Source organism: Nocardiopsis tropica, assembly GCF_042660575.1.
Classification (GTDB): Bacteria; Actinomycetota; Actinomycetes; order Streptosporangiales; family Streptosporangiaceae; genus Nocardiopsis; species Nocardiopsis tropica.
On record NZ_JBHSUF010000023.1, the window covers coordinates 41928 to 61987 of the forward strand.

Consider the following 20060-nt stretch of genomic DNA (forward strand, 5'->3'; position numbering starts at 1 on the left):
ATCGGTAGTGGCGGTCCCCCACCGGGCGGGCGACGAACGCCGTCGGCGAGGGCCTCACTGGGGATCGCGCCCGGTCGCCAGCCGATGGGACTCGAGCTGGGTTCCCGTGTGCAGTATGTCAAGATCCCGCGCTGTTTTGACCACTTCTCCGATGATCACCACCGCGGGCGGCCGCACTTCGGCCGAACGGGCCGCGGCGGCGATGGTGGCCAGCGTACCCGTCACCGTTCGCTGCCCCGGCAGCGTGGCCTCCTGTACGACGGCGACGGGCGTGTCGGCGGGGCGGCCGTGGGCGACGAGGGCCTCGGCGATCGCCCGGATGCGCTCGACCCCCATGAGGACGATGACGGTGCCGCCCGCCGCGGCCAGGCCCTTCCAGTCGACCGTCGACCGGCTGTCGCCCGGGGCGACGTGCGCGGAGACGATGTGCACGTCCTGCGCGACACCGCGGTGGGTGGCGGGGATCCCGGCGCTCGCGGGGGCGGCCAGGGCGCTGGTGACCCCGGGGACGGCGATGACGGGGATCCCGGCCGCCGCGCAGGCGGCGGCCTCCTCGCCTCCCCGTCCGAACAGGAAGGAGTCGCCGCCCTTGAGCCGGACCACGAACTTCCCCTGCGCGGCACGGGTGACCAGGACCTCGTTGATCTCCTCCTGGGTCATGGACCGGCCGTAGGGGATCTTGGCGGCGTCGACGATCTCCACGTCGGCCGGCAGCCGGTCCAGGAGGGAGGTCGGGGCGAGCCGGTCGACGACCACGACGTCGGCCTGGGAGAGCAGCTGCCGGCCCCGGACCGTGATCAGGCCGGGGTCGCCGGGCCCCCCTCCGACCAGCGCGACGCCGCGCAGGGGCTCGCGTCCGCGCCGGGCGTCGAGGGTGCCGTCGGCGAGGCCCTCCGTGATCGCGTCGCGCAGCCCGGCCGACCTGCGGGGGTCCCCCGAGGCGACGACGCCGACGGTGATGCCGTTCACGGTGCCGCTGGCGGGGGTCCAGGCCGAGGACTCGTGGCGGTCGTCGGCGCGCACGCACCACACCCGGGCGTCCTCCGCCTCCTCCGCGACGGCGGCGTTGACCGCCGGGTCGTCCGTGGCGGCGTGGACGAGCCAGTACGCGGGCGCGTCCGGGCCGGCGACGTCGCCCGGGGCGTAGGCCCTGCGGAGCCAGGTGAGGCGCCCGGCGGCGGCCAGGTCCTCCAGCGCCGCGGACACCTCGGGCGCCACCATGGTCACCCGGGCGCCCGCCTCGACCAGCACGGGGATCCGGCGCTGGGCGACCCTGCCGCCGCCGACGACGAGCACGTCACGGCCTCGTATGCGCAAACCAAGGAGATAGGTCACGGATCGCGCCCCTTCGGTCGTCCTTACCGGCCCCCGGCGACGACGGCGGGGTGCTGGCGGGAAGCTGCGCCAGCCGCCGGCGATGTGCGGCGATTGCTCCGGCTCACCTTGTCAAAGCGGTATTACGCATTGGTAAACCCTCGCGCTCCGGGGGTGTGAGCCGCCACGCACCGCGCGGTGCGCCCCGCGCCGTCCGGTGCTCAGGCGAGGGGCGCGCCCATGGCGTGGTAGCCGCCGTCGACGTGCATGACCGTCCCCGTGATGGCCCGCGCGGCCGGGGACATGAGGAACAGGGCGGGACCGGCGACCACGGAGGCGTCCTTGGTGTCCCAGCCCAGCGGGGCGTTGTCGCCCCAGGAGTCGGCGATCTGGGAGAACCCGGGGATGGAGCCCCCGGCCAGGGACTTGATCGGACCCGCCGAGATGGCGTTGACCCGGATGCCGTCGCCGCCGAGGTCGCGGGCCAGGTACTTCGTGCTGTTCTCCAGGACGGCCTTGGCGGAGCCCATCCAGTCGTAGACGGGCCAGGCGACGCTCGCGTCGAAGGTCAGGGAGACCACCCCGGAGCCGTCGGGGGCGGCCGCCATCAGCTCGCGGAACCCGACGGCGAGGGCCTTGAGCGAGAACCCGGAGACGTGGACCGCGGTGGCGACGTCCTCCCAGGCGGTGTTGAGGAAGTTGCCGCCCAGCGCGGACTCGGGGGCGTAGGCGATGGCGTGCAGGACGCCGTCCACGTGGTCCCAGTGCTCGGCCACGGCCTTCGCGGTGGCGCTGATCTGCTCGGGGTCGGTGACGTCCATGGGAAGGATGTCGACGGGCTCGGCGGGCAGCCGCTTGGCGACCCGTTCCAGGATCGACAGGGGCCGCCCCGGCGGGTTGGTGAGGATCACCGAGTGCCCCTGGCGCATGGCCTCCTCCGTGATCGCGTACGCGATGGAGGACTGGGTGGTGATTCCGGTGATGAGCAAGTTCACGACGTCTCCCTGGCTGGATGTACTCGCTGCCAGTGGAAACGTATCGGCGGCGGGGCCCCGCGTCGCCTGTGGACCGGCACAAGAAATCCGCGGAGACTTTGAAGCCGTGCGCCGCCTCGGCCTCCTCCGGGCCGCTCCGGCCTCCCCGGGAGGCACCGCCGGGCGTCGCGGAGCGGCGGCGCGCGCTCCGGGGACGCCCGCGCGGGCGTCCCCGGAGCAGCGGCCGGTCCGCCGAGGGGCGGGCCCCTCGGCGGACCGGCCGCTCGACACCCTAGGCGTGGGCGGTGGAGACGCCCGCGTCGTCGAAGGTGGCGACGTCGCGCAGGACCCGCGCGGCGCCCTGGAGCAGGGGGAGTGCCAGCAGTGCGCCGGAGCCCTCGCCCAGGCGCAGCTCCAGGTCGACCAGGGGGCGCAGCCCCAGGTGGTCCAGGGCCAGCGAGTGGCCGGGCTCGCTCGAGCGGTGCCCGGCGAAGCACGCGCCGAGGGCCTCGGGCGAGATGGCCGCGGCGGCGAGGGCGGCCGACCCGGCGATGACCCCGTCCAACAGGACCGGAACGCGCAGCGCGGCGCCGCCCAGCACGAACCCGGCCAGGGCCGCGTGCTCCAGCCCGCCCAGCGCGGCGAGGGTGCCGATGGGGTCGGCGGGGTCGACCGGGTTGGCGGCCAGGGCCCGGCGCACCACGTCGACCTTGTGCTCGAACGTGGCGTCGTCCACGCCGGTGCCCCGGCCGGTGGCCCGCGCCGGGTCGGCCCCGGTGAAGGCGCAGACCAGGGCCGCCGCCGGGGTCGTGTTGGCGATCCCCATGTCACCGGTGACGAGGCACCTGTTGCCTGCCGACACCAGGTCGCGGGCGACCTCGATGCCGCCCTCCAGGGCCTGGAGGGCCTGCTCGCGTGTCATCGCGGGCCCCCGGGTGAAGTCCGCGGTGCCGCGCGCGACCTTGCGGGGCAGCAGCCCGGCGGCTCCGGGCAGGTCGCCGACGACGCCGACGTCCACCACCGTGACCCCTGCCCCCACCTGCCTGGCGAGGGCGTTGACGACCGCTCCCCCCTCCAGGAAGTTGTGCACCATCTGGGCGGTGACCTCCTGGGGCCAGGGGGTCACCCCCTGGGCGTGCACCCCGTGGTCGCCCGCGAAGACGGCGACCGCGGCGGGCTCGGGGATCGGCGGGGGGCACTCCCCGGCCAGCCCGGCGAGCTGCACCGAGATGTCCTCCAGGACCCCGAGGGAGCCCGGCGGCTTGGTCATCCGGTCCTGCCGGTCCCGGGCCTCCTCCAGCACCCGGGTGTCCAGCGCTCCGATGGCGGTGATGGTCTCCTCCAGCAGGCTCGTCGGCTCCTGGCCGGGCAGACCTCGGCGGCCGTAGCGGTCGTGGTGCACCGCCCAGGACAGGGGGCGTTCGTCCGCCCAGCCGGCGGGGGCGGGCTCGGACTCGGCGGGGGGCTCCTCGACGAGCCCGACGCAGAGGTAGGCGACCACGCCGAGGTACGAGGGGAGTTCGAGGGCGCGGGCGATGTCGGGTGCGTCGACGTGGCCCACCCAGGCGACGCCGAGGCCCTCCGCCCGGGCGGCGATCCGGAGGTTCTCCACCGCGAGCGCCGCGGCGTGGGACGCGCTCTCGGGCCTGGCGTGGCGGCCTCGGACGTGGCGGGCGCCGCGGGCGGGGTCGACGGTGACGGCGATGTTGACCGGCGCCTCGAGGACGGCCTCGACCTCGGCCCCGTCGAGGGCGCGGGTTCCGTGCGGTGCGTCCGCCAGGGCCTCGCGCCCGGCGAGGGCGAGGTCGCGCACGCGTGAGCGCAGGGCGGGGTCCTGGACGACGACGAAGTCCCAGGGCTGCGAGTGGCCCACGCTCGGCGCCTGGTGGGCCGCTTCGAGGACCCGGGTGAGCACGCCGTGGGGGACGGGGTCGGGTCGGAAGCGCGTCCGGGCGTCGTGCCGCCCGCGGAGGGCGCGGTAGACCGCGGCGCGCTCGGCGTCGTCGAAGGCGGGGGCAGGCCGGGGGTCGGCCCCCGCCCCCTCGGGTTCCGGGTGCGCCCGCGGGTCCCGGGGCTCCCCGGTCCCGGCGGACGCCGGTGCGGGGGCCGATCGGGCCCGGGCCGGGTCGGAGGCGGGCCGTGACGGCCCGGTGTGCTGCGGCCCGGGAGGGGGCGCGGCTGCTTCGTGTGCGTACATGCCCTGTTCCGGCTCGGTGGTCGCGGGGTGCTGGTCCGCGTGTCCGTGGTTCGTGGTCGGCCCGTCGGGGTCGTGCGGCCCGGTGGCGGCCGGCTCCGCGGCCCGCTCGCCCCGGAGGGGGATCACGTTGGGCCGGAGCGGGGGTCCCGAGGGCGGGGGCATGTCCGGGGAGGGCTCGCTCGCGGCGGGAGCATCCCGGGGCGCGGTGGTGTGCCGGTCCGCCGCGTCCTCGGTTGGGGCTCCCGGCTGCGGCTCCGCCGGGTCCTCGGCCCCGGGCTCCTCCGGTGGCGGGCCCTGCGGCACCGGCTCCCCCGCCTCCGGTCGCGGCGGGGGCTGCGGGGGCGCGGGCTCCCGGAGCCGGAACGGGTTGGCCGGCCCTCCCGCCGCGTGCGGCGCACGCGCCTGGGTGCCGCGTCCGCTCTCCGGGAGCCCGTCCAGCAGGCCGCCGATGCGGGAACCGAGCCCTGGAGCGGGTTTTCCGCTCCTCCAGCGGGGCGGCTCGTGTTCGCCGTCCCCGCCGCTCCGGGCGTCCCCGCGGTCATCGTTGGTCATGATCGCTCCCCGAGAGAGGTGTGTCGACTGCCCGTTCCGCTTGCTCCGGCGCAGACCGGTAAGCGTAGTCCGCGGTGTTCGTCCCCCGCGAACGGGTTCCCCGGACCCGGACGGTCGGCCCCGGCTCCGTCGCCGGGGTCCCCAAGTCACCACCAACTGTGCCAGAGACCGCGCGGGCACGCGGGGGGTACGGGGTCCCTCTCCCCTTCCGTCCCGGGCCGGGGCGTGTGCGCCCTGGCCGGTCCGGTGGAGCGCCGCCGCGGGCGTCCACGGCGAAGTCGGGGGCCCGTCGCCGACCTCGGCGTCACCGTGGGTGGCGCAGCTCCGCGCGGGGCGGGGCGCCGCCGGTGGTCCGGCGCCCCGGGGCCGCCCGCCCTCTTCACGGCCGCCGCGTTCCGCCACGTCCGAGAACCACGCACATGACGACATGTCAGACATCTTGCCCGCCGAAGACGTCCTCAGCCCCGCCTTCCGTCCTGTCACGCGTGCCGCGGGAAGCCGTCTGTGCCAGGGTGTGCGCACCTCCCCCTGCCCCCGGCGGGCGCGATCCGGAACCGACCGATCCGAACGGAATGGACACACGATGCACAGGCGCACCTTCCTCACCGGGGCCACCGCCGCCGCCGGCCTGGCCGCGCTGGGGACCGCTCTGCCCTCACCCCGCCCCGCCCTCGCCGGGACCGCGTCCGACGGCACGGCCCCGCGGGTCCTGGCCGAGCGCTCCTCCTCCACCGGGCTGGTCAGGCCGGAGAGGCGCTTCGACATGGTGGCGGTCACCGGCGCCCCCGGCGGCAGGGACACGGCGATCCGCTTCGAGACCGCCGACGGCCTCGGGCCGTGGCGCCCCGTCCACCTGCACACCGGGGGGCGTGACGACCGCGAGCCGTCCGCCGTCGCGCTGGTGCGCGCGCCGGAGGGCGCCACCGGCTACGAGGCCGGGCCCCACGGGCGCACCGCCGCCGTGAACCTCACCGACGGCGAGGAGCTGCGCCTCGGCGGGCCCGGGCGGGTGACGCTGTCCCCCGGCTCCTCCGCCGCCCGCACCGGTGTCCCCTTCCGCACCCGGGCCGGCTGGGGCGCCGACGAGTCGTGGCGCTTCGGCGAGGAGGGTGAGGACCTGTGGGCCCCCGAGTTCCACCCGGTGCAGGCGCTGACCGTGCACCACACCGCCATGCCCACGGGCGACGACCCCGCGGCGGACGTGCGGGCGGTCCACTACCTGCACGCGGTCGAGCAGGCGTGGGGCGACATCGGCTACCACGTGCTCATCGACCCGGAGGGGACGGTCTACGAGGGGCGCCACTCGGGCGGGGACGGCGTGCCCGTCTTCTCCGGGGTCCCGTCCCCGGGCCGGGCGCGCGCGGTGACCGCAGGGCACGCGTTCGGCTTCAACCACGGCAACGTGGGGGTGTGCCTGCTCGGCGACTTCACCGAGGAGCTGCCCACGGACGCGGCCCAGGACTCCCTCGTGGCCGTGCTGCGCCTGCTGTGCGCCGTGACCGGCGTCGACCCGTCGGAGAGGATCGGATACGTGAACCCCGTCACGGGCGCCGTCACGCCGGGCGACGCGATCTCGCGGCACCGGGACTGGCTGGACACCGAGTGCCCGGGCAACGCGTTCGCCGAGGCCTTCGACACCGCGATCCGCGACCGCGTCGTCGGCGGCCCCTCCTAGGCCGGGGTCCGCGGCGGCGGGGAACGCCAGCCGGGCGGTGCGGCCCCTCCGGCGCGTTCCGGTGGACCGCGCCGCCCGCCTCACCCCAGGGGCGGGCCGTCCGCGGCGCCGGCCTCGCGCGCCGCGCGTTCCAGGCGGTCCCGGTACCCCTCCCACCAGGCGCGGTCCACGGCGGGCAGGTTGTCCCCTCCGGCGGCCAGCCCGGCGGCGCCGTCGATGAGCTCCCGGAGGATGTCGGCGTGCCCCGCGTGCCGGTCGGTCTCCGCGATCAGGTGGACCAGGACCAGCCGCACCGTCACCTCGGCCCGGTCCTGCGGCCACCAGGGGACGCGGCCGACCGCGTCCGCCCCCAGCTCGGCGACCGTGGCGTCCCCATGGGCCCACACCCGCCTGTACAGGCCCACGATGTACTCGCGCGACTCGTCGGGGGTGGCCCACATGTCCGTGTTGGGCTCCGCGTCGGGGTCGGCCCAGGGCACCGGCTCCCCGAAGGGGCGGCCGAACACCGTCCCCAGGTAGTCCGACTCGACGGCGACCAGGTGCTTGACCAGGCCCAACAGGTTGGTCCCGGTCGGTGTCACCGGTCGGCGGACGTCGTACTCCGAGAGCCCGTCCAGCTTCCACAGGACGGCTTCCCTGGCTCCCCGGAGGTAGCGCAGGAGCTCGGGGCGGGGGTCTGTCGCGGTCATTCGGCAACGCCTTTCATGAGGGGCGCCCCGCCCGGTCGGGCGGGGCCGAGGACTGTTCTGCGCACCACCGGCCCGCGCGGGGGAGCCCGCATCCGGCGCGCGGGCGTGACCGGCACGGACCGGTCCCGGGTGCTCCTCGCGGGCGCGTATCGTGAGCGCACTCCGCACCGATGTCGAGGGGGAACAGCGGCATGTCCACCGTCCAGCAGCACCCGATCCTGCCGTCCGTGATCCTGGAGACCGAACGCCTGCGCCTGCGCGCGTTCGTCGAGGCCGACATCGACGACGTGCACACGAGCTGCACCGACCCCGAGCTCCAGCGGTGGATCCCGATCCCCGGCCCCGGGCGGCCCTACACCCGCGAGGACGCCGAGCAGTGGTGCCGCGAGGTCGCCCCGGGGATGCGCACCGGCGGCGAGGGCCAGCAGTGGGCCGTCGTGGAGAAGGGGTCGGGCCGCCTGGTGGGCGCCATCGGCCTGGTCCGCACCCTGTGGCCCGCCATGAACACCGAGGTCGGATACTGGGTGTCCCCCTGGGGCCGCGGCCGGGGGTACGCGACCGAGGCGGCCGTGGCCGTCTCCCGCTGGGCGGTCGACCAGGGCTTCCTCCGCGTGGAGATCAAGGCGGGCACCGGGAACACCGGCTCCCGCCGGGTCGCGGAGCAGGCCGGATTCACCTTCGAGGGCGTCGAGCGGAGCGCGATGCCGCTGCACGAGGGCCGGACGGACCTGGCCGTGTACAGCCTCCTGCCCTCCGACCTGGTCCGCGCCGACGGCCTGTAGCCCCGGGCACGCGGGCGTCGGGCCGCCTCCCGCCGCGCGGACCGCGCCCGGGCGAACGCCCACGGGCCTGCCTGCACCGGCCGCCCCCGGGCGGACGGCCGCGGGGCCGCCCGTCCGGTTCTGCGCGGGCGCCGGGCCGGCCGGGAGCGTCCGCGCGAGAGGCCCTAGCCCCACACGCGGGAGAGCAGCCAGGTCCCGCTGGCCGTGTCGTGGCGCAGTTCGTACACGCCCTGGGACCGGGACGTTCCCGCCTCCACCCTCCAGTGCCTGCGCTCGGGCACCTGGGACCCGCTCACCGGTGTCCAGTCCATACGCAGCGTGACCCAGTGGTCGAGGATCCTGCGCACGCCGTACACCCTGCCGTTCCACGTGAACCGGGCCGGGCGCCCGTCATCCTCGACGACGGTGACCTCCGCCCCGTAGTAGCGTCCCACGACACTTCCCCTCAGCATCATCCGCCTCCTGAGCCCCAACGCATGTCGCCGGGACACCCACCCGTGGGGAAGTCGCGGACGAGTGTCGAACATGTGTTCTAATCCTAGCGAAATCAGCGGCCCCGTGGAACTGTTTCGGGAAGTTCCGCATCCCCCCATGTGACGACCGGTCCGGCCCCGGGCGGAACCCCGGCGCGAGCACCGGGCCGTCGGCGCACTGTTCGAGGGCCGCCACCCGCACGGGACACACCCCGGTCGACCTCCGGCCCTCCCCACCACCGCGTTCGGCGTCCGGCCCCGCCCCGGATCGGCCGAGCGCCGAACCAGTTCAGAACGCGTCGGCGTGTCGGCATCGGTACGCTGTCAGGCGCGCAACACACGAGCCACTACGAGGGACCCCCTACTGTGACGTCGAACGGACACGAGAGCGGCAAACCCCTGCGTGCGGGGGACCCGCGCGAACTGGACGGCCACCGCATCGTGAGCCGCCTGGGGCGCGGCGGCATGGGCACCGTGTACCTCGCCGAGGACCCCTCCGGCCGGTCCGTGGCCGTCAAGCTCATCCATCCCGACCTGGCCGACGACGAGTCCTTCCGCCTCCGCTTCGCACGCGAGGTCGAGTCCGCCCGCCGCGTCGCCCGCTTCTCCACCGCCGGGGTCCTCGGCGCCCGGCTGGAGGGCGAACCCCTCTACATCGTCACCGAGTACGTGCCGGGGCCGAACCTGGACGAGGCGATCCGCTCGGGCGGGCCCATGGGCGGCGGCACCCTCGAGGGGCTCGCCCTGGGCGTGGCCGCCGCCCTCACCGCCATCCACGGGTCGGGGGTGGTCCACCGCGACCTCAAACCCGCCAACGTCCTGCTCTCCCCCGTGGGCCCCAAGGTCATCGACTTCGGCATCGCCCGCGCCCTGGACGAGGCGGGCGGCGGGGTCACCCGCTCCAGCCAGCTCATGGGCACCCCGTCCTACATGGCCCCCGAACTCCTCCTGGGGGAGCAGGCCACCGCGGCCGCCGACATCTTCGCCTGGGGCTGCCTCGTCGCCTTCTCCGGCACGGGCAGGGCCCCCTTCGACGCGGCCACCGTGCCCGCCGTCCTCCACAACATCTCCTCCGCGCCGCCCCGCCTCGACGGCCTCGACCCGGCCCTGCTGGACCTGGTCCGGGCGACCCTGGACAAGAACCCCGCCAACCGGCCGTCCTCCCAGCAGATCCTGGCGCGCCTGACCGGTCAGGCGGAACCGGAGGAGGCGGAGGTCCGCCGCACCATCACGGACTCCTGGGCCCCGCCCAGCGGTGTACCCGTGGTCGGAGCGCCGCCGCAGGAGACCGGCGCCGGGCTCGCGCACAACGGACCGGCCGGAGGCGGGGCCGTCCCCCGGGGCCCCGCCACACCCCCCGGCGGACAGCCCTCCGAGGCCGGGGATCCCCTGCGGCCGGGGACCGCCGGCGCCCACCCCTTCCAGGACCCCCACGCGCAGCAGCCGCCGGTTCGACCGGTGCCACCCACCCAGCAGGTCCCCCCGGACCGGACCCCGCCGACCCGGCAGATGCCCGACGGGCGCGGGCACCCGCCGTCCGGCCCCCAGCCGGCCCAGGGGCACCGGGCCGTGTACCCGAACCAGCCCCCGGGCCGGGGGCAGAACCTCCCCGGCCACTACCCGCCGCCGGGCCCGGGAGGCCCTTCCCTCCCTCCGCACGACCGGCGCCCCGGCACGCAGCAGGCGAACTTCAGCGGCCCCGGCGGCCCGGGAGGCCCCGTGGGCCCGGTGGCGGCCGGCGCACGCCCGAACCCGGGCAGGCGCCGCAGGACGGTCGCGATCGGCGCCGCTGCGGCCGCGGTCGTCCTCGTCGCCGCCGTCGGCGGGGCCGTCCTGCTGAACGGCTCCGAGGAGGTGCCGCCCACCGTCTCCCTCTACGAGATCGACTTCACCACCGACCCGGACTGGGGCTCGGTCTACGACCCCGGCACGGAGGACGGCTACTGGCAGGAGGAGCGCGGCTACCTCCTCCAGCACGACCCCGGGACCAGCACCTACGTCAGCCGCGGCACGAAAGCGGCGATCACCACCGAGAGCGTGCTCCCCGACAGGGTCGTGGTCAGCTCCACCGCCTACGTCGTCGAGGGCCCCGAGCAGGCCGTGTTCGGGGTGCGGTGCTGGGACAACGACGGCGAGGAGTACCGCACCCACTACGAGGCCCTGCTCCGCTACGACGGCAGGCGCGCGGAGATCCGCCGGATGAACGAGGAGGACGGCGACCGCACCCTCGCCGAGACCACCGAGGTCTCCGGGTTCGAGCCCTACCCCCTCTTCGACGAGGAGGCGCGGGACGGTGACTACGACCCGGACCGCCCCTACGTCTTCGAGGCCGACACGGTGCCGACCAACACGGTGACGCTCTCCTGCCAGTACTACGGCGAGGACGCGGAGGACGGGGAGGGGGAGCGCATGGAGCTGTCGATGTGGGTCAACGACGAACACGTGCTGACCACCGTCGACGACACCCCGCTGCCCGACGACGGGGAGGAGGCGGGGGACCGCCGCCAGGTCGGCGTCGTCACCCGCCCCGGGCCCGGCAACGAGCCCCTCGGCGTGCTCTTCACCGACTTCTACCTCGGCGAGGTCACCGAGGAGGGGTAGGGGCGCGCCGCCGGGCGGCGCGCCCCCGCACCGGGGCCCTCGGCCGGGGACCCGGGTTCAGTCCTCCCCGCGCGGCTCCGGCGGCGATCCCGCCAGGCCCGCGCCGGCCCGGCGCACGTCGTCGCGGGCGTCCGCCACGGCCCGTTCGGCGGCCTCCGCCGCGTCCATGGCGGCCTGGGCGGACGAGGACCGGGCCGGGTCGGGAGCCCCGATCCGGGCGGGCCCGCCCTCCTCGCCGCCGTGGCCCTTCTCCGTGGACGGCTTGCGGTCGGCCGCGTCGCCGGCGAAGGCGTGGCTGACGTTCTTGACCGCCTCGGTGAACTCACCGGGGATGACCCAGAACGTGTTCCCCTCGCCCTGCGCCAGGCTCGGCAGGGTCTCCAGGTACTTGTAGGCGAGCAGCTTGGCGTCGGCGTCGTTGGCGTGCACCGCCTGGAACACGCGCTCGATCGCCTTGGCCTCGCCGTCGGCCCGCAGTATGGCGGCCTGCTGTTCGCCCTGCGCCTCCAGGATGGCCTGCTGCCGCGCCCCCTCCGCCTTGAGGATGCGGGACTGCCGCTCGCCCTCGGCGTGCAGGATGGCCGCCCGCTTGTCGCGGTCGGCGCGCATCTGCTTCTCCATCGCCTCCTTGATGGTGGGAGGCGGGTCGATCGCCTTGATCTCGACCCTGTTGACGCGGATGCCCCACTTGCCGGTGGTGTCGTCCAGGACCCCGCGCAGGCGGGTGTTGATCTCCTCGCGGGAGGTGAGCGTCTGCTCGAGGTCCATGGAGCCGATGACGTTGCGCAGGGTGGTGACCGTGAGCTGGTCGATGGCCTGGATGTAGTTGGCGACCTCGTACGCCGCCGCCTTGGGAGCGGTGATCTGGTAGTAGAGGACGGTGTCGATGTTGACCACCAGGTTGTCCTGCGTGATCACCGGTTGGGGGCGCGAGCTGAACACGTGCTCGCGCAGGTCGAACTTGGAGTTGACGCGGTCGACTCCCGGGATGATGAAGTTCAGGCCGGGGCCGAGAGTACGGATGTAGCGGCCGAAGCGTTCGATGTTGTACGCCCTCGCCTGAGGGACGATGCGGATCGCGGTCAGGGCGATCGCGACGAACAGGACCGCGAGAATGATGAGGGGGATGGCCGGATCGATCATGTCAGCACCTGACCTCGGGGTCGTGGCTGCGGTTCAGGACGTGTGCTCGGGTGCGCCCCCTGGCAGGGCCTCGCGCGGATAGACCACAGCTGTGGCTCCGTCGATCTCCACGACGTCGACGCGTGCGCCGACCGGGATCACCAGGTCCTCGTCGATGCACCGTGCCGACCACTCCTCTCCGGAGAGCTTGATCCTGCCGCTGTCGCCGTCGACCTCCTGGAGGACGACGGCGGAGCGCCCGACGAGGGCCTCCGCGCCCGACCGGGCGTCGGGCCCCCTGTTCAGCTGGCGCCGCATGAGCGGGCGCACGAGGTAGATGCCCGCCGCCGCGGTCGCGGTGAACCCGATGATCTGCGCGGCCACCGGGAGTCCGATGGCGCCGAGCAGGGCCGCGACCAGCGCCGCGACCGCCAGGAGCCCCAGGACGAAGGTCAGTGTGAGGATCTCGACGATTCCCAGGCCGACGGCGAGGACGAGCCAGATCAACCAGGCATCCATTCCTGAGACCCTCCCCCTTCGTTCCGGGTATTCCTTACGCTACCCATACAAGCCCGGCGAAGCACGCGATCCGGCCCGGGTATCCGTGGCGGCGGTCCCGTCACGGACACGCGAACGCGGCCCCCGGTGACACCCGCTCAGGGTCACCGCGGACCGCGTCCGCCCCGCCCGTCCTACCGTCCGCCGGAGAACTGGTAGACGAGCTGGTACGTCGGCCGGTTCTGCCAGGCGATCGGCCACATGCCGATACCGCCCACCGCCTGGTGGATCACCGTGTCGGCGCAGAGCTGGTCGCCCGCCGGGCAGTGGTCGTCGCCCGGGTAGACCTCTCCCGCCGGGGTGGCCGCCGCCTCGGCGAGGGTGTCCAGCAGGACCGTCCGGCAGGCGTCCAGGTCGCCGCCGCCGCAGTAGGCGCCGCCCAGCGACCCCTCGACCTCCTGTCCGAGGACGGACCGCAGGTCCTTGTCGACGTACGACCACCAGCCGTACTGGAACGAGGAGCCCTTGTGCGGCTGCCCCTGGTTGACGCTTCCCGGGGTTCCTCCGCCGGTGGCGCCCGAGGGGGACTCGTCGGTCTGGGCGGCCCTGGTCAGCTGCGTGTACAGGTCCTCGCCCAGCTCCGGCTCGAACTGCGCCCGGACCAGCAGGGGCCACCACGCGTCGAGCGTGCGGATGGAGTCGGCGTACGAGTAGTACCCCGCGTCGCGATGGGGCTCGCGGCGCAGAGAGCCCGCCTCGTTCCACAGCCGCAGCTCCTCCACCGCGGCGGCCAGCTCCGGGTCCTCCACCGGGGCCGAGTCGATGACCTCCAGCATCAGCGGGAGGACCTCCTGCGCGCGCAGGTCGGCCACCCCGGCCTCCATCATGACGCCGGTGAGGGAGGCGGTGGTGAACTCGTGCCCGCTGCCGACCAGCGCCGCCACCCGGCTGTCGAGCAGGTCGCCGCGGTGGACCGATCCGGTCGACCAGCCGGAGGTGTAGCCCTGCGCGGGCTTGTTGTTCCAGTTGACGATGTAGTCCGGGTCGACGGCCTGCGGGTGGTCCTCCTGGGGGTGGTAGTCGGCGCTGTTCGTGGCCGGGTCCCAGCCCGACCAGCCCGCGGCCGAGTAGGCGTCGATGGGCAGGTTGGGGTTGGTGCCCTCGACGCGCACCGGGTTCGCGCCCGAGTTGATGAACGCGATGTCCTCGTCGTCGACGTAGTGCCAGTTGAAGGCGTAGCCGATGTCGCCGGCGGCCTCCGTGAAGGTCTCGGCCGAGGTGACCTCGCCCGGGTCGTTGAACCGCTGGAACCCGATGATGGAGTCGACCTCGCGCATGTACGTGGAGCGCAGGGACGTGAACGCCACCGGGGCCCCGTCCACGGTGGCGAACGACTGCACGAGCCCGTACTCGGAGCGCAGCGACGTCATCGTGTACCCGCCCGCCGGGGTGCCGTCGGCGACGGTGGGCGACCACTCGTTGGTGACGCTCAGCTCCTCGAACGCGGTGCAGTCCCCCGAGGTGTCCACGTAGGCGCGCGAGGCGGTGCTCGGGGCGGAGCCGTCCGTCTCGCAGAGCTCGACCGCGAACGTGTCGGTGATGTCCTGGCCCGCCGAGGTGGCGCTCCAGGCGTAGTCGACGCCGCGGCCCATCTGGACGTAGAAGCTCACGCCCGCGAACGACGCGCCGCGCGCGCTGATGCCCGGCCCCTGGAGCTCCTGGAGCATGAGCAGCTGCGGTGAGAAGTAGCCGGTCTGGGGGCCCATCACGGCCACCGGGTTGCCGCTCTCGGTGTGCTCGCCCGAGACGAGCAGCGCGTTGGACATGCCGCGCGGGTCCATGAAGCCCTCGGGGAGCACCCCCTCGTTGAACACGCCCTCCGCGGCCGACAGGTCGCCGTCCTCGACCATCTGCTCCAGCTCGTCCCGCTGTTCCCGGGGCAGGTCCTCGACGGTGGGGGCGTCGGCCCCGTCCTCGGGCCCTCCGACCGCGTCCGCGAGCGGCGCGGGCGCCTCCGCGGTCTCACCGCTCGCCGCCGATCCGTGCTCGTCGTGGACGATGTCGTAGGGCTCGACGGAGCCCGGGTCCGGCGCGACCTCGCCGACCGGGGACTCGGGGGTGCCGGTGTACGGGAACTCCCCCTCCACGCTGACCACGGCCTCGGGGTCGTTCTCCATCCGCCAGGCCCGCCAGAGCTCGGCGCCCTCCTCCGCCCCGTAGCGGTCCTGGAAGTTGGCGAGGACGACGGCCGCCTGGACCTCGCCGCCGCCACCGCCGCCGAAGATCCCGCCGACCATGGCGGCGATGCCGACCACGTCGGTGGGGGTGAAGGGCTCGATCTCCCCGCGGTTGGTGATCGCGTCCTTGTGCCCGGTCAGGACGTACTCGCCGGGGAAGTAGCGGCCGTTGTCGGCCTCCTCGATGTAGGAGTTCACCCCTTCGAGATAGGCGTCGACGTCGGCGAGCGCCTGCTCTCCCCGCTCTCCCCCGGCGGCGACCCGGTCGATCTGGGCCTGCTTGTCCTCCTCGGTGTAGGGGGCGGTGCGCCACAGGTCCTGCTCGAGTCCGCGGTTGCCCTCCGCCCCGCCAGCGAAGGAGGTCAGCTCCCCCCGGCCGACCCTGCGCAGCACGTCCATGAGGAAGAGCCGGTCCTCCGCCGCGGCGTACCCGGCGCCGTACATGGTGCCCTCGCGGGTGGTGCCCTCGATGTGGGGGATGCCGTGGCTCTTGTCCCGGGTGATGGTGACGTCCTCGCGCGGCTGGTACCGCCGGTCCACGTCGCCGGGGTCGACCCCGAAGGAGGCGTCGACGAAGAAGTCGTCCAGTCCCTCCTCCGTGAGTCCGTCGTAGTGGTGGACGAGGTTGTCGTACATGTCCAGCTGGCTGGAGGAGTGCTCGGGCCGCGTCCCGAAGACCTGGTGGCCGAGGATCTCGACCAGTGTGGCGCTGCCGTTCTGGCCGGGGGGAAGGATGTCTCGGCATCCCTGCGGAGCGCAGTAGTCGGCGAGGGGTTCGGGTTCGGCCAGGGCCGGGGACGCGGGGAGGGCGGCCGCGGTGGCGGCCGTCACCGCCAGCGCGAGGCCCGAGGCGCCGGTGCGTAGCCGTCGGCGGAGTGAGGGGAACAAGAGCTGTCACCACCTGGGGGTGCGGGCGATGGATCAGCGAATGTTACGCACGGGTAAGGAAATCGCGAAAGAGTTTCATGTTTGGCGCTCGGGCCGGCCGGCGGAGCGAGCACATCCGGGGTTTGGAGTGACCGGCGACACACGCAGGGCAAACCCCCCGGGGGGATCCGCCCCGACGGGCGGACCGGGCGCCGCGGCGTGGCCACAACCGGCCACCGGCCGCAGCGGGTCCCCGTGCCCACCCGGTTGTCGGCGCGCGGGACGGGGAACGGGAGCACACCGGATCCGCCGTCCCCGTCCTCGTCCCCCACGGGCTTTGACACAATCGCGGCATGAACCAGTACCCCGACCCCGGCCCGGGCGAGCCCTGGCACCAGCCCGACGGCCACACACCCGGCTGGGGGCTTCCCCCCGAACAGCACCACGGCGGGGTGATCGAGCCGTACGGCGCCCCCACCGGCGGCTACCAGCCCATGGGGCAGCAGCCCCCGCCCGGAGCCGAGGTCCCGCTCGGCACCGTCGGCGAGATCGCGTTCTCCCAGAGCACCGTGATCACCCCGATCGGGCGCTTCCCGATCAGGGGGACGGTGTGGACGGTGAACGACATGAGCCGCACCGAGAGGACCACCCCCACCTGGGCCGTCGTCGTGGCGATCCTCGTGTTCTGGTGGACCTGCCTGCTGGGCCTCCTCTTCCTGCTCGTCAAGGAGCAGAAGACCACCGGCCACGTCCAGGTGAGCGTGCAGGGGCACGACAAGCACTACACGACGTCGATCCTGGTGACCCATCCGGCGGTGGTGGGCCAGATCCACCAACAGGTGAACTACGCCCGCAACCTCGCCTGAGCGCCGCGGCCCCGACCGGCGCGGTCCGTGGCGGCCGCCGTCGCGGCCGCCACGGCGAGCGCGCCCAGGCCGACCGCCTCCGCCAGCCGGACCGCCCGCCGGATGTCCCCGACCCCCGGCGGGGGGCCGTCCCCCATCGTGGGCCGCCGGTCCTCGCGTCCCGCGTAGACGTTGGCCCCGCCCAGCGTCCTCCCCAGCGCCCCGGCGAACGCGGCCTCGCACTGCCCCGCGTTGGGGCTCGGGTGCCGGCCGCCGTCCCGCCGCCATACGCGCCACGCCTCGCGCACGCTGCCCCCGACCACGGGCGCCGCCAGCGCGGCCAGCACCGCGGTCAGCCTGGCGGGTCCCCACCCGGCCACGTCGTCCAGGCGGGCCGAGGCCGCGCCGAACCGCTCGTAGCGCGGGCTCCGGTGGCCGACCATGGCGTCGAGCGTGTTCACGGCGCGGAAGCCGGCCACCCCGGCCACCCCTCCCAGCGCGCCCCACACCAGGGGGCCCACGACGGCGTCGGAGGTGTTCTCCGCGACCGACTCCACGACCGCCCGCGCGACCCCGGCCGCGTCGAGCCCCGAGGGGTCCCGTCCGCACAGGTTCGGGAGCAGTGCACGCGCGCGCTCCAGGTCTCCACTCTCCAGGGCGTCGGCGATCCGCCCGGCCTCGCGCCCCAGCATGCTCCCGCCCAGGGAGGCCCAGGTCGCGGCCGCCGTCGCCGGCGCTCCCTCCAGGAGGAGCCCCGCACCCACGACGGGCGTCACCGCCCCGGCCGCGAACAGAGCGCCGGAGGCGACCGAGTCCCGGTAGACCGCCCTCTCCCACCGCCCCGCCGCACGCCCGTACAGGGCGACCGGATGCCCCCGCCGCGGGTCGGGCACCACCATGTCGAGCAGGAACCCCGCCGTCAGTCCAAGAGATCGCACCCGACCACGTTAGCCGCGTCAGCAGCAACCCCAACGGACACCAAACCGAGGCAAACATGTGTTTGCCACGCAATGTATTCGCCCATACACCCAGGGCACCTTACAGTCGACGGCGAGGGAGACTCCGGTGCTTGTCGGCTGGGTATCGCTGTCGGTCCTGCTGGGACAGTGGTGGATCTTCTGAACCGCCACAGCCGCCGCACGGCGGCACACACCCCGCAGGACTTCGCGAAACGCCAGCAGCGCAGCACCGCACCCGGAGTTAATCACCGGTAACGTGGTGCACGAGGCCCATAGCAACCGATTTGGTGGAACCCGCGTGGTAACGAGAAGCAACTACGAATCACCGTAGTTGGTCAGACTTTGACCAGGTGTGGGCGACATCGCACGTATACCCTAGAATGTCTGCCCAGGACTCCAGCGGCACCACGACACGGGCCCAGCCCGACCGTAGGTCCACCGGCCGTCCCCGCCCCCGCCCCGGCGCGCAGCATCCCACCGGAACCACGGGTCACAACGTGGTCTCGACCTGCCCTGGCGGGCGACAATTGAATCGAGCACCCGTAGCTCAGTGGATAGAGCACCGGACTTCTAATCCGATGGCCGCAGGTTCGAATCCTGCCGGGTGCGCCACAAAACCCCAGGTCATACGGGGTGTTCGAGGACTCCGCGAGGGGTCCTCGTCGTGTTTGGGGGTGCTGTGTGCTCCTGGTGTGCTCCGCAGTACCACCTCAGCCGGAGCACCAACCGTCGCGCCCCATCGGACTGAGCCGCCTCCAGACAGGTGCGCCGCGCGAACTCCGACCCGTACGCACTGACACGACCTCCAGAGGCAGCCCCGCTCCACTTCACTGCGGCTCACGAGCAGGCACTCTGGAGAGTTCCAGGTGACCGTGAGAGCGCCTCACGCCTTCCACCTACCGTTCAACGCCAACGGCTGCGGTCGTGCCCGACACCGAACGGGGGTGGAGCCGTCCCGGGCCTATCGGACCGTGAATCCGATGAAGCGTTTTCCCTGGACGAAGGCAACAATCTCCCTCTTACTCCCCGACCGGGAAGGAGTTCTCACGGTCAACCCTCGCCTTGTTCACACGGCCTTTGATGAGCTCCCCGCTGACACCGAACTCCCGCGCCAGAGCCGCGTAGGTTGCCCCGGACTCGCAACGGGCCAGCAGTTCCCTGTCGGACACCCCCAGATCCCTGGGCGCCCGGTGTCCCCTGCGGGAGACAGTGTCTGCGGCCTTGCGCTTCAGAGCCCGCTGCTTGCGCAACCGCACCAGGTACATCACGTTCTGGTGCCGCGCCCCGGGCCGGTCGTACCCCCACATCCGCGAAGGCGTCTCGCCCTCGTGCCACAGGGCGAAGAACGCCCGCCTGGCCCGGCGCAGCGCCCGGGTGAACGCCTCGGAGTCCATGTTCACCGCCTGTTCGGCCCGGCGCCGGTCCTGGTGCTCGGCCAACGCGGAGAGCACCAGGCGGTGGGCGGGGGTGAGCGCGATCCAGATCTGTGCCAGGGCGAGGCGGTCCACGACGAGGTCCTCGTGGGAGTGGGCCGGGAACGAGGCGCTGGTCCAGTAGCGCACGAACGCCCGCGACACCAACGCCTTGTCCTTGCCGCCCAGGCCGTGGGTCTTGAGGTCCTGGTAGTGCTGGGCCTTCATCGCCTTCCATCCGATGGCGACCAGCTCTGTCTCCTCCGGACGCCGGTCCACCAGGCGCAGATGCTCGGTGATGGCCTCCCACGCGGTCTCGGCCCGGTCGGTCATCGCCATGCCGTTCACCCAGTGGCACTCCCGGGCCGCCCACACCGCCAGCCGCACCACCTGGAATGCCGTGTACCCGTGTCCCACCGGGTCATCGGCCCGCGGTTGGGGCAACACCGCACCGAACTCGCTCGACCCGTACCTGGAACGGATCCTGGAACCGGGGCCGCCGACCGTGCCTTCCTGTGCTTCGAGCTGTTCCGGGGACGAACCGGTGAGGTGCCGGCGCGTGGACCCGGAGTTGCCCGAAGACCCGGTTATGGGTGCGGAGCCCGGTTCCTCCCTGCTTCGTGTCCGCCGGGTGTCGGGAAATTCGAGGTGCGTTGTGGAAGTCATGGGGCCACTGTCCGGAGAAACCGCTGACATCCCCATGACGGTGCGGGCATGGTGGTGATGACAGGCCGGTCATGGTCTGTCAGGCGGTGGCACCCGTAGGCTTCGGACTTCTCCGCCCGCCCCCGAGAAGCCGAGTGGAAGGCACCCTTGTTCTGCGGCAACTGTGGCCGAAACCGAGCGACCGACGACTGCTCGTG

14 protein-coding genes and 1 tRNA gene are annotated in these 20060 nt (G+C 73.7%); 5 read left to right on the plus strand and 10 right to left on the minus strand.

What is annotated here, in order from left to right:
• Positions 1-54 precede the first annotated feature (54 nt).
• The 3 genes from cobA to cobT form a co-directional block, all read right to left on the minus strand.
• Complete coding sequence (gene cobA / locus ACFQBR_RS28440) at positions 55-1335, minus strand: uroporphyrinogen-III C-methyltransferase (protein ID WP_267948561.1); 1281 nt, start codon at positions 1333-1335, stop codon at positions 55-57.
• Positions 1336-1535: 200 nt separating this feature from the next.
• Positions 1536-2309 (minus strand): enoyl-ACP reductase FabI, encoded by a 774-nt coding sequence (gene fabI, locus ACFQBR_RS28445; RefSeq protein ID WP_267948560.1) that lies wholly within the window; start codon positions 2307-2309, stop codon positions 1536-1538.
• A gap of 271 nt (positions 2310-2580) precedes the next feature.
• Positions 2581-5037 carry a nicotinate-nucleotide--dimethylbenzimidazole phosphoribosyltransferase gene (gene cobT, locus ACFQBR_RS28450; protein WP_344181139.1) on the minus strand — a complete coding sequence of 819 codons (2457 nt, stop codon included), beginning with the start codon at positions 5035-5037 and terminating at the stop codon, positions 2581-2583.
• A 583-nt stretch (positions 5038-5620) separates the two neighbouring features.
• Between cobT and ACFQBR_RS28455 the strand changes: the two genes are divergently transcribed.
• A complete protein-coding gene (locus tag ACFQBR_RS28455) occupies positions 5621-6712 on the plus strand; it encodes a peptidoglycan recognition protein family protein (RefSeq protein WP_344181137.1) in 1092 nt (363 codons plus the stop codon).
• An 80-nt stretch (positions 6713-6792) separates the two neighbouring features.
• On the opposite strand, the gene ACFQBR_RS28460 is transcribed toward ACFQBR_RS28455, so the two are convergent.
• On the minus strand, positions 6793-7401 hold the full coding sequence (locus ACFQBR_RS28460) for a DinB family protein (protein ID WP_344181135.1): 609 nt from the start codon (positions 7399-7401) through the stop codon (positions 6793-6795).
• A 191-nt stretch (positions 7402-7592) separates the two neighbouring features.
• Between ACFQBR_RS28460 and ACFQBR_RS28465 the strand changes: the two genes are divergently transcribed.
• The gene (locus ACFQBR_RS28465; protein ID WP_344181133.1) at positions 7593-8183 is read left to right on the plus strand and encodes a GNAT family N-acetyltransferase; all 591 of its coding nucleotides are present in this window, start codon (positions 7593-7595) and stop codon (positions 8181-8183) included.
• A 164-nt stretch (positions 8184-8347) separates the two neighbouring features.
• Here the strand turns inward: ACFQBR_RS28465 and ACFQBR_RS28470 are convergent, their stop codons facing one another.
• Positions 8348-8638: a DUF6504 family protein gene (locus ACFQBR_RS28470; protein WP_378554889.1), complete on the minus strand. Its 291-nt coding sequence runs from the start codon at positions 8636-8638 to the stop codon at positions 8348-8350.
• 384 nt (positions 8639-9022) lie between these two features.
• On the opposite strand from ACFQBR_RS28470, the gene ACFQBR_RS28475 reads away from it, so the two are divergent.
• Positions 9023-11257, plus strand: a complete 2235-nt coding sequence (locus ACFQBR_RS28475; protein WP_378554890.1) for a serine/threonine-protein kinase — start codon at positions 9023-9025, stop codon at positions 11255-11257.
• 57 nt (positions 11258-11314) lie between these two features.
• Here the strand turns inward: ACFQBR_RS28475 and ACFQBR_RS28480 are convergent, their stop codons facing one another.
• The 3 genes from ACFQBR_RS28480 to ACFQBR_RS28490 all read right to left on the minus strand — a co-directional run bounded on the left by ACFQBR_RS28480 (position 11315) and on the right by ACFQBR_RS28490 (position 16002).
• On the minus strand, positions 11315-12397 hold the full coding sequence (locus tag ACFQBR_RS28480; protein WP_267950274.1) for an SPFH domain-containing protein: 1083 nt from the start codon (positions 12395-12397) through the stop codon (positions 11315-11317).
• Between the two features lie 36 nt (positions 12398-12433).
• A complete protein-coding gene (locus tag ACFQBR_RS28485) occupies positions 12434-12898 on the minus strand; it encodes an NfeD family protein (RefSeq protein ID WP_267948553.1) in 465 nt (154 codons plus the stop codon).
• Between the two features lie 173 nt (positions 12899-13071).
• Positions 13072-16002, minus strand: a complete 2931-nt coding sequence (locus ACFQBR_RS28490) for a penicillin acylase family protein (RefSeq protein ID WP_344181128.1) — start codon at positions 16000-16002, stop codon at positions 13072-13074.
• A 332-nt stretch (positions 16003-16334) separates the two neighbouring features.
• Here ACFQBR_RS28490 and ACFQBR_RS28495 point away from each other — a divergent pair, with 332 nt between their 5' ends.
• Positions 16335-16847 carry a hypothetical protein gene (locus ACFQBR_RS28495; protein ID WP_344181126.1) on the plus strand — a complete coding sequence of 171 codons (513 nt, stop codon included), beginning with the start codon at positions 16335-16337 and terminating at the stop codon, positions 16845-16847.
• On the opposite strand, the gene ACFQBR_RS28500 is transcribed toward ACFQBR_RS28495, so the two are convergent.
• Positions 16826-17725, minus strand: a complete 900-nt coding sequence (locus ACFQBR_RS28500) for a cobalamin biosynthesis protein (RefSeq protein ID WP_378554895.1) — start codon at positions 17723-17725, stop codon at positions 16826-16828. The two genes, ACFQBR_RS28495 and ACFQBR_RS28500, sit on opposite strands and share 22 nt — an antisense overlap.
• 596 nt (positions 17726-18321) lie before the next feature.
• Between ACFQBR_RS28500 and ACFQBR_RS28505 the strand changes: the two genes are divergently transcribed.
• Positions 18322-18397 (plus strand) — tRNA-Arg (locus ACFQBR_RS28505).
• Positions 18398-18804: 407 nt separating this feature from the next.
• Here the strand turns inward: ACFQBR_RS28505 and ACFQBR_RS28510 are convergent.
• Positions 18805-19644, minus strand: coding sequence for a hypothetical protein (locus ACFQBR_RS28510; RefSeq protein ID WP_344181124.1), 840 nt, complete (start codon positions 19642-19644; stop codon positions 18805-18807).
• Positions 19645-20060: the final 416 nt, after the last annotated feature.

What these genes read in the sequence shown, in the direction of transcription:
- cobT (WP_344181139.1), bottom strand. Translation starts at nt 5,037, where the DNA reads ATGACCAACGATGACCGCGGGGACGCCCGGAGCGGCGGGGACGGCGAA.
- ACFQBR_RS28455 (WP_344181137.1), top strand. Translation starts at nt 5,621, where the DNA reads ATGCACAGGCGCACCTTCCTCACCGGGGCCACCGCCGCCGCCGGCCTG.
- ACFQBR_RS28460 (WP_344181135.1), bottom strand. Translation starts at nt 7,401, where the DNA reads ATGACCGCGACAGACCCCCGCCCCGAGCTCCTGCGCTACCTCCGGGGA.
- ACFQBR_RS28465 (WP_344181133.1), top strand. Translation starts at nt 7,593, where the DNA reads ATGTCCACCGTCCAGCAGCACCCGATCCTGCCGTCCGTGATCCTGGAG.
- ACFQBR_RS28470 (WP_378554889.1), bottom strand. Translation starts at nt 8,638, where the DNA reads ATGATGCTGAGGGGAAGTGTCGTGGGACGCTACTACGGGGCGGAGGTC.
- ACFQBR_RS28485 (WP_267948553.1), bottom strand. Translation starts at nt 12,898, where the DNA reads ATGGATGCCTGGTTGATCTGGCTCGTCCTCGCCGTCGGCCTGGGAATC.
- ACFQBR_RS28495 (WP_344181126.1), top strand. Translation starts at nt 16,335, where the DNA reads ATGAACCAGTACCCCGACCCCGGCCCGGGCGAGCCCTGGCACCAGCCC.
- ACFQBR_RS28500 (WP_378554895.1), bottom strand. Translation starts at nt 17,725, where the DNA reads ATGGTGGTGCCCGACCCGCGGCGGGGGCATCCGGTCGCCCTGTACGGG.